Below are 8,657 nucleotides of genomic sequence, written 5' to 3' on the forward strand. Positions count from 1 at the left end.
CTATAGCGAACCTGCACTGATTCGTGCGTTGGAGCGCGAGGGCATCGGTCGCCCCTCAACCTACGCCAGCATCATCGGCACGATTCAGCAGCGCGGTTACGTTGAGGTGGTCAAACGGCAGTTTGTGCCGACCGAACTCGGCACGGCGCTGATTCAGGCGCTACGCGGCCGTTTCGATTTTCTGGAGATTGCCTACACCCGTGACATGGAAGACCACCTCGATGCCATCGCCCAGGGCAAGGCGGGTTATCGCGCGGTGGTCGCGCATTACGACCAGGCGCTGGACGCGCAGCTGGCGGTATTCACTGCTGACACCTCCATTCAGCCACTCGCCGGCGCGGAAGAAAACTATCCCTGCCCTAATTGCGACGATGGCCACCTGCGCCGCCTCAAGGGCAAAAACGGCTATTTCTGGGGCTGCTCTAACTACCAGCGCGAGCCCAATCCTTGCCAGACGACGCTACCGGACGCGCGCGGCAAACCGGGCAAACCCGTGGCACGCATTGAAAAATCCACCGAACACCCGTGTCCTGTCTGCGGCGAAGGCTACCTGCAACGCCGTCCCGGCAAAAAGAAAAACACCTTCTGGTGGGGTTGCGATCGCTACCCCGCCTGCACGCACAGCGCACCGGATGACAACGGCAAACCGGGAGTGTGGGGTGACAAACCTGCCTCAGGGCAAGCGTCGAGCAAACCTGCAACAGGCAAGCCGTCTGGCAAACCTGGGACAGGGGCTAAGACAGCCAATAACCGTAGAGGGAGCAGTACGGCATTTAGCGGGGGTGGATACCGCTGCCCGGATTGCGGGGGCAAACTGGTGCAGCGCTCAGGCAGCAAAGGGGTGTTCTGGGGGTGCAAAAACTATCCCAAGTGCAACCACACCGAACCAGACGCGCACGGTGAGCCCCGCTTTGCGGCAACAGAGTGAAATCAAGGGAGAAGATAATGGCTACACGCGGCATTAACCGGGCAACGGTCCTGGGCTATCTGGGCAGGGAACCGCGCATCACCATCACCAGCAATGGCAGCTTGCGGGCGCATATCTCCATTGCGACCACCGAGACCTGGGAGGTATGGACGTACCGGATGCTGCCGCTGGCCGCACCGGGCGCAGGACATGAAAGACGATCGGACACTATCGGTGCCCTTTAAGGCAACACTAAGACAAACCCAAACCCTAGAACGAGGAAGAACCCCATGGGATTATTTGACCGGTTCAGCCGTCGGACGGCAGAGCCAACCCCCACCACCGCCAAGACAGCAACATTGGCACCTTTTACCTGTCTCGTCATCGATGGCAGGGTGCAGGTGCAACTCATCGAAAGTCCCGAAAGCTGCATAAGCAGTGATGGCGGCGATGCATCTTCCCTCTGTTGGCACGACGTTGACACGTTGCATGTCGGTGGTAACGGGGAGGGTACCGTCGTAGTCGGCGGCAACATTATCAACAACATCCATGGCAGCTTTATTGGCTCGATCACGCGAAGCAGGCACCTTAAGCTTTCCGATGTTCCTGAGGGACACTCGGTAAGCGTCAGCAGCAACGGACAGGTGATGATTGATGGGCGAGTGGTGAGTAAGACCGGACAGTCGGTCAGTATCATCAATGGCCGGGTGATGGACGATGGCACAGGGATGGTCATACGGCCAAGAAGCTGTACCATCCGCACACCACAGTTGCCAAAGATTATAGTCAAAGCCGGCAGCCTGCATGTACAGGGCTTTGCCGGGCAAGCAATAGACTATTGCGTTGCCGGCAGCGGCAATATCCGTCATGACGAAGCGGACACGGCAACAGCCAAACTGAAAGTCTGCGGAAGCGGCGACGTACTGCTAGGATTGCACGGTTTCGGGCGGGGTAAAACAGAGTCGGAACTGCAGCAGCTCCATGCGCAGCTCTTCGGCAGCGGTGATATCCGTGTGTGTGGCCGGGCGAAAAGCGCCGACATCTCCCTGAGCGGCAGTGGCAGCATCCATCTCGGCGATTGCCCGGTGGCAGAGGCCAGGGTGTCGCTCTCAGGTTCCGGCGACATCCGTCTCAATGCAACCGACAGCGTCAGCGGTACCCTCATCGGCGACGGTCAGCTGGCCCTGATGCAGGAACCGCGCGAGCGGCAGCTGACAATACGAGGGTGCGTGGTCTATGTCATCAACCGGGAGGGAACCGCATGATTGTTATTGGTCACTTTTCCACCCTGCGCGGCGCAGGGCACAAACTGTACACCGGTCTTTCGGCTGCCACCACCGCCCTCCGCGAGCTGTGGCAGAGCACACCGTGGCGGCTGGGCTGGCGTGCTGTGGCTATCGGCATTACCGGTTACTGGGTGCTGCGTGCCGGGACGCTCACGGATCCGTTGCTGCAGGTGATGGCAAGCACCCTAGCCGTGCTGACCGGCTTCCTGTTGGGCGGTTCTTTTCTGGTAACCCTGTTGCGTGTACTGCTGTCCTTCGCTGCACGAGAACGAATACCGGCATCTTCAAGATGGCTCTACGATTTCACGACGAAGTTCCCGGGTGTTTACTGGATACTGGACATCATCCTGCTCTATTTTACAGGTACGGTGCTGTTGCTGGTCGCCGGCCCGGTCATCTTGCAGGCGGCCCACGAATACCCGGAGAAAATGGCGGCAGCCGCCTTGGCAAGCGGAATATTTATCCTGCTCGTGCTCTCTGCCGTGATGATGCTGCTGTTTCGGCGGCAAGACGCATTGCGCATCCGTCTGGAAGAGATGGTGCCAGAGGATGACCCTGTGGCGGCACGCCTCAAACAGCTGAAAACGGAACTTCGGGCTACCCATACTGCACCGCGCCCCTTCGAGCGGCAGCAGATAGCCGCCTACCTGGCCGGCCAGGTCTTATGCTGCGCGGCGTTAGCCCGGGTGCCGGCCCGGATCGATACCCGTATGTACAGGCCGGGGGATTGGGACTTCCTTGACGCAATGGCTGCCGGCATGGATCTGCGCCGGTTGCGTGAGCTCGAAGATTGGCTACTCCTGTGTCTGCTGGCCGGAGGTGCGGCCGATATCCGCCTTCGCGACAGACTCAGCCGTCCTTTGGTCCGCCAGGTCGCCGACGATAATGCCCGTTGGCAGGTCGCCGTCCGCGATTATCTCGCCTTTTACTACCGCCAGACTTACTTCCCCAACCCGCATAACGCCTTCGAAGCGATGTGGGCCGAACAAATCGATGCCATCGTTGATACCCTGCAGGGGCAGCAAATGGGCATCGTCACGAGTTTCGTAAACCAAAACGAAACGGTATTGCGCGAACTTGCAACGCTCATCCGCAGCAAAAGCGTCCTGAGCCGTGACGACCTGCAGCCCTTCTTCGCCCGGGTCACCTTCCCGGACCATTTTCCGCGCCCGGGCGGTGTCGTATGAAAATGCTTGCCGTACTACGTCGCCTTGGCCGGCACATATTTGCTCAGCCAGGCACTCCCATACCCACCGAAAAAGTAGAACCGGCACAGCTGGCAAATTTTCCGGAAGGGGTGGCGTCTGACAGGGTCAACATCACGGCTGGCGATATAGACGGTCTCGCCACCGCCCTGGATGCCCTGCCGACAGCTTGGAACACGGATACCCATGGTCACAAATATATTGAAACACAAGAGAACGGCATCTCTCACCGCTATGTGATCGGGACGGTGTGCAAAGGCAAAAGCCGCATAAATTTCCCCCAAGAGCTGACAAGGCTGGGGGATGACACAAACTGAGTGGAGACACCGCCATGTTTGAAAGCCGCCTGATCACCGGGGATTGCCGTAGCGTACTGCCGCAATTGGCAGCCGAAGGACTGCGCGTGCAGACCTGCATCACCTCGCCGCCGTATTACCGCTTGCGCGACTACGGCATGCCGGGGCAGATCGGCTGCGAGCGCTGCGTGGCGGACTACCTGGATGCCCTGGTCGGGGTATTCCGCCTGGTGCGAGAGGTGCTGGCCGATGACGGCACCCTGTGGCTCAACCTTGGCGACAGCTATGCCGCGCGTGGCGGCGACCTGCGCGCCAAGAACCTGCTCGGCATCCCGTGGCGGCTGGCCCTGGCCTTGCAGGATGACGGCTGGTATCTGCGCCAGGACATCATCTGGCACAAGACCAACCCCCTGCCGGAGCCGGTCACTGATCGCTGTGTGGGGGCGCACGAGTACCTCTTCCTCCTTGCCAAACAGCCTCGCTACTATTTTGACCACCGCGCTATCCAGGAACCCGCGCTGACCTACCCACAGAGCAAAAACAACCGCCGCAACGACTTTGCCCGGGCAGAGGGCAAACGGGCACAGGTTGTACTCCCAGGGCGCGGTGTGGTACCGCAACACCGTGCAGACCGGCTGCCGACAGCCGTCAAGCCGGAGCGCAACAAGCGTGACGTGTGGTCGCTCGCCACCCGTCCGACCAGGCATGCGCACGTGGCAGCGATGCCGACTACCCTGGTCGAACCCTGCATCCTCGCCGGCAGCCGTCCGGGCGATATCGTCCTTGACCCCTTTTCAGGTTCCGGCACGGTGATTGACGTGGCCAACCGCCTTGAACGTGAATGGCTGGCGATCGAAATCGATCCTGCCTTCGCACCGCTGCACGAAGACCGCACCCTGCAGCGGCCATTGCCCTTGCAGCAAACCCTCGCAGCAGAGCGCGGTCTATCCTTTACCTAAACCCACAAACCGGGAGAAAACCATGCAAATTGAACATACTGAGAACGAAACGGCAATGGCCCTGTTGACCCACGACAAGGACTGGCAGGATCGGATAACCGTGCCCAGCGAAGAATACGAAAAATGGATGGAGGATTTCCGGCAACGCCTCAGTAACTGCACACCGGAAGAAACGCAGAATTTACTGGAAGAACAATCTATCCGTGCTTTCCGTGAGCATATGCGGCGAGCCTTCGCCAATGTCACGCCGGAACAACGAATACAGGCTTACATGCGCTTCCTTTCTGTCCGCGCATTTAGTGCGCAAGTGTGGGCAGCACAACTGGCCGGGCTGATGCCGGCTGACGAAGAGGAAGGCGCATCTGCCGATGCCGACTGCGGCGTGGGTGAATAAGTAAGCAACCACAGCGACGGAGAGTACAGGATGCAAGCGGATGTGCTGGTGGAACTGATCCGTCATGCGACAGCCGGAAACCAACCTGCCATCCGGCAGTTGGTTGAGCGATTGATTGCTGGAGAAGAACAGATGGGACACCGCATCTTGGCCGAGCGCTTGCAGAAAGCCCTGCAAGCGCCGCATACGCCATCCCGAACGTCCCCATCGCCTTTCCTCGAGCAAGGCGGCCCTGCGTCGCAGAAAGCGCTCTATTACGAGACTCAACCCGCACGCCGACTCGACAGCCTGGTCCTTGCACCCCACATCACCGTACAAATCCGCGAACTGGTGGAAGAGCAGCAACGGGTCGAGCTGCTGCACGCGCATAACCTCTGTACCCGTCACCGTGTCCTCCTGGCCGGGCCGCCGGGCAATGGCAAGACCTCCCTGGCGGAGGCCTTGGCCGGCGAGCTGGCCTTTCCGCTTATCACCATCCGCTATGAGTCGCTGATGGGTAGCTATCTCGGTGAGACCTCGGGGCGCTTGAAAAGCGTGCTCGACTACGCGCGTACCCGACGCTGCGTCCTCTTTTTGGACGAGTTTGAAACGCTGGGCAAGGAACGCGGCGACAGCCGCGAAGTCGGCGAGATCAAACGCATTGTCAGCACCCTGCTGCTACAATTGGATGCCATGCCGGACTACGTGGTGATCGTCGCCGCCAGCAATCACCCGGAAATGCTCGACCGTGCCGTATGGCGGCGTTTTCAATTGCGCCTCGAACTGCCGCTGCCGACGGAGGTGCAGCTGGCACATTTCATCCGGGTGATTAGCGACCGCTACAAGGTGGATTTCGGCGACCCGGTAGAAGCCATCGCGGCGCAGCTCACCGGACTGAATTTTGCCGAGATGGAAGAATTCTGCCTAGACATCGTCCGCCGCATTGTGCTCGCCGGAACGGCTGCCGATTCCCGGGCCATCACTAGGCGCAAACTGGAGCAGTGGCAGCAACGCTTGCAGCCGCTGACAGCAGAGACAACAGTGGTACCCGTGCGCAAGCAGCGGCGACGTCGCGGGACAACACAGGAGGCATTGCCGATATGAGGCGACGCAGCGATGACGGCCGCGCAACGACCCATACACCGTCCGCCTCTGCTGGTACAGAGGCAGCTTTCACCGCTGCCGATGCCGGGGGAAACGATCTTCCCCGGGATAACCACGCCGAACCCGGCACCGACAAGATCCTCTTCGCCCGGCCAGACCTCACCACCGTGTGGCGGCAAGCCCGGGACTACATCGCGCGCTACAAACTGCTGCGGCTAACGCAGTCCACGGCGGAAGACGGAATCCACCGCCAGACCATCTGCAATCTGTGGCGTATTGAGCGCCATGCCGATAACAGTGTGCACACCTACGCCTTTGATTTGCGGCAAGGCCTCTGGCACGAGACTGAGGCCCTGGAAGAGCAGTTGTTGATACCGTTGCTCAACAGCGATCTGGATTGGTATGCGCTCATCATCAACCGGATGCTCCATACCGCCCTGAATGCTGCCGGCTACGCCGAACTGCCGGACGAGACGGACGAGGACGCGTGCATTGACTGCCACTATCGCGATGGCCGGCGGGAGCAACGCCGGGGCGGGGAATATCATGGCAAAAACCGGGGCTTTGTCCCCCGGGAGATGATGACCGATTTCTTGCGCCGCTATTACCATGAGCGGGTGCTTGACCGCGAGAACATGCGGGGCGCGATGAAGGCGCTGCGCAAACAGTTTTTTGCCCACATCGTCGAGCCGGAACTGTTTTCGGCCATCGGCGTCATCGATTACCGCCAGCACACGGTCGGCCGCTACCTCTACTACGCGCGCAGACGCGACGCCGTGCTCAAGGTGGCACGCGAACATCGCAATTTATTGCCGCTCTTGCCTGCTATCGCGCCCTGTCACTGGGGCCGCGATGACCTCTTCTCCCGCAAAGTATGGGTTAACAGTGCCCAAGGGGCGGCTGAAGCCGAAGAAATCGACTTTGCCCCGTCCCCCACCGTTTCCAATGCGGAGACGGATTTTCTCTCTTATAGCTGCATAAGGGCGTTGGCGAGTCCCGGGGAATGGCAATGGCTGCGACAGGCCTCATCACTGGTCGTTAAAGCCTGGATAGAGAGCGGTTACAACCACAGGCTGATTACCAACCTGCTTCAGGCTGGCATCACCGGGCGCATTCCGGTGCTTGCCCTGCAAACGGTCCTCCGCCGGGATAACCTCTTTGACTGCCTCGGTGTGGACCGGCGCATGCAGCGGCTGATGTCCCTCTTCATCGCTGAGACCAAACGACAATGGCAGGATCGGGGTTATCGCTTTTTGCGGCAATGGCTGTACCACCAAGGTCCGGCAGAAGTGCAATACCGGCTTGACTGGCTGCGCGCCGAAGGCTTTGCCGCCGGTTTCCCGCAAAAGAACAGTACATGGGCATCTCTCCGCCACCGCAGTGACGAATGGCACGCGCGTCTGCGAACCAGGAAAAAGAAGGCAGAGCCGGAACGGCACTGGGATTCCGCCCTGCCGTCAATCGTCATTGACGGGATCACCTTTACCCCGCTTACCAGTAACCTCGCCCTGCTGCATGAGGGCGAGACCATGCAGCACTGCGTCGCGAGTTATGCTGATTTGTGTCAGAGCAACCGCTACCGCGTCTTTACCGTATGCGATGCCGACGATAAGCGCTCGACCCTGGGGATTACCATTAACGAGCGCGGTGACGAGGCTCGATGGGATCAGCACTACGGCAAATGCAACACGGCTGTATCCGCCAGGGTCAAGGCAGCCGGGAAGAAACTGGTCACCGCCTATAACCGGGCGCTGCTGGCTGCGCCGGCTTCATCATGATCATTTGCATCCCCGCGACGAGAGCAAGAGACCCAGCCGGTCATATCAGCACTTTGGAAGACGAAGGATGGCGTCAGGAATGAGAGCGGGTGCTTGACCGCGAGCAAATGCGGGGCGCGATGAAGGCGCTGCGCAAACAGTTTTTTGCCCACATCGTCGAGCCGGAACTGTTCTCGGCCATCGGCGTCATTGATTTCCGCCAGCACACGGTCGACAGAATTATTTTTCTGCAATAGAATATCGGTAAACAAAGCAACTGGAAGAACGATGAGTAAAAAGCCTGTTTTAGTAGATTTATTTTGTGGTTGTGGCGGATTTGGGTTAGGTGCAGAACTCGCAGGATTTCACACAATTGCGGCAATAGATATAGATCCTACCCTTCAATCGGCCTATAAAAACAACTTTCCTCAAACAAAGGTTCTCAATAAAGATTTAGCCATATTGGATGCAAATGGTTGGCGGGATATTTTAGGACAACAGAAAATCGATGGGGTAATAGGGGGGCCTCCTTGCCAAGGATATTCAAGAATAGGAATAGGGGATATCAGTGATCCCCGAAGAAAGTTGCTGGAAGACTTCTTTAGGCATGTCAATATATTAGATCCCAAGTTTTTTGTAATGGAAAATGTTGAAGGTCTAACAGACAAACATAATTTACCCCAACTTAAAAAAGCGCTATCCATTGTAAACAAAAAATATACTTTGATAGGCCCCTTGATTATTGATGCTTCTGATTGTGGTGTTCCTAC

Annotated in this window: 11 protein-coding genes; all 11 read left to right on the plus strand. The window is 58.6% G+C overall.

What is annotated here, in order from left to right; all coding sequences use genetic code 11:
- The coding region (locus Q0349_RS10245; protein ID WP_298080817.1) for a topoisomerase DNA-binding C4 zinc finger domain-containing protein at nucleotides 1-928 on the plus strand (928 nt) is incomplete at its 5' end.
- A gap of 17 nt (nucleotides 929-945) precedes the next feature.
- Nucleotides 946-1,152 carry a hypothetical protein gene (locus Q0349_RS10250; protein WP_298080818.1) on the plus strand — a complete coding sequence of 69 codons (207 nt, stop codon included), beginning with the start codon at nucleotides 946-948 and terminating at the stop codon, nucleotides 1,150-1,152.
- 45 nt (nucleotides 1,153-1,197) lie between these two features.
- Complete coding sequence (locus Q0349_RS10255) at nucleotides 1,198-2,172, plus strand: DUF2807 domain-containing protein (protein ID WP_298080819.1); 975 nt, start codon at nucleotides 1,198-1,200, stop codon at nucleotides 2,170-2,172.
- Nucleotides 2,169-3,380 carry a hypothetical protein gene (locus Q0349_RS10260; protein ID WP_298080820.1) on the plus strand — a complete coding sequence of 404 codons (1,212 nt, stop codon included), beginning with the start codon at nucleotides 2,169-2,171 and terminating at the stop codon, nucleotides 3,378-3,380. The genes Q0349_RS10255 and Q0349_RS10260 overlap by 4 nt, the downstream gene beginning before the upstream one ends.
- Nucleotides 3,377-3,715 (plus strand): hypothetical protein, encoded by a 339-nt coding sequence (locus tag Q0349_RS10265; RefSeq protein ID WP_298080821.1) that lies wholly within the window; start codon nucleotides 3,377-3,379, stop codon nucleotides 3,713-3,715. The genes Q0349_RS10260 and Q0349_RS10265 overlap by 4 nt, the downstream gene beginning before the upstream one ends.
- Before the next feature lie 14 nt (nucleotides 3,716-3,729).
- Complete coding sequence (locus Q0349_RS10270; protein ID WP_298080822.1) at nucleotides 3,730-4,653, plus strand: site-specific DNA-methyltransferase; 924 nt, start codon at nucleotides 3,730-3,732, stop codon at nucleotides 4,651-4,653.
- A gap of 22 nt (nucleotides 4,654-4,675) precedes the next feature.
- Nucleotides 4,676-5,047 carry a hypothetical protein gene (locus tag Q0349_RS10275; protein ID WP_298080823.1) on the plus strand — a complete coding sequence of 124 codons (372 nt, stop codon included), beginning with the start codon at nucleotides 4,676-4,678 and terminating at the stop codon, nucleotides 5,045-5,047.
- A gap of 30 nt (nucleotides 5,048-5,077) precedes the next feature.
- Complete coding sequence (locus Q0349_RS10280) at nucleotides 5,078-6,130, plus strand: ATP-binding protein (RefSeq protein WP_298080824.1); 1,053 nt, start codon at nucleotides 5,078-5,080, stop codon at nucleotides 6,128-6,130.
- On the plus strand, nucleotides 6,127-7,908 hold the full coding sequence (locus tag Q0349_RS10285) for a PcfJ domain-containing protein (protein ID WP_298080825.1): 1,782 nt from the start codon (nucleotides 6,127-6,129) through the stop codon (nucleotides 7,906-7,908). The genes Q0349_RS10280 and Q0349_RS10285 overlap by 4 nt, the downstream gene beginning before the upstream one ends.
- A gap of 89 nt (nucleotides 7,909-7,997) precedes the next feature.
- Entirely contained in the window at nucleotides 7,998-8,144 is a 147-nt protein-coding gene (locus Q0349_RS10290) for a hypothetical protein (protein ID WP_298080826.1), read from the plus strand.
- A gap of 31 nt (nucleotides 8,145-8,175) precedes the next feature.
- On the plus strand, nucleotides 8,176-8,657 hold a 482-nt coding region (locus tag Q0349_RS10295; RefSeq protein WP_298080828.1), incomplete at its 3' end, for a DNA cytosine methyltransferase.

The organism is uncultured Cardiobacterium sp., from assembly GCF_938028185.1.
Classification (GTDB): domain Bacteria; phylum Pseudomonadota; class Gammaproteobacteria; order Cardiobacteriales; family Cardiobacteriaceae; genus Cardiobacterium.

Excerpts from the sequence above, each read along its gene's own strand:
- Q0349_RS10250 (WP_298080818.1), top strand. The coding sequence starts at position 946 with ATGGCTACACGCGGCATTAACCGGGCAACGGTCCTGGGCTATCTGGGC.
- Q0349_RS10255 (WP_298080819.1), top strand. The coding sequence starts at position 1,198 with ATGGGATTATTTGACCGGTTCAGCCGTCGGACGGCAGAGCCAACCCCC.
- Q0349_RS10260 (WP_298080820.1), top strand. The coding sequence starts at position 2,169 with ATGATTGTTATTGGTCACTTTTCCACCCTGCGCGGCGCAGGGCACAAA.
- Q0349_RS10265 (WP_298080821.1), top strand. The coding sequence starts at position 3,377 with ATGAAAATGCTTGCCGTACTACGTCGCCTTGGCCGGCACATATTTGCT.
- Q0349_RS10270 (WP_298080822.1), top strand. The coding sequence starts at position 3,730 with ATGTTTGAAAGCCGCCTGATCACCGGGGATTGCCGTAGCGTACTGCCG.
- Q0349_RS10275 (WP_298080823.1), top strand. The coding sequence starts at position 4,676 with ATGCAAATTGAACATACTGAGAACGAAACGGCAATGGCCCTGTTGACC.
- Q0349_RS10280 (WP_298080824.1), top strand. The coding sequence starts at position 5,078 with ATGCAAGCGGATGTGCTGGTGGAACTGATCCGTCATGCGACAGCCGGA.
- Q0349_RS10285 (WP_298080825.1), top strand. The coding sequence starts at position 6,127 with ATGAGGCGACGCAGCGATGACGGCCGCGCAACGACCCATACACCGTCC.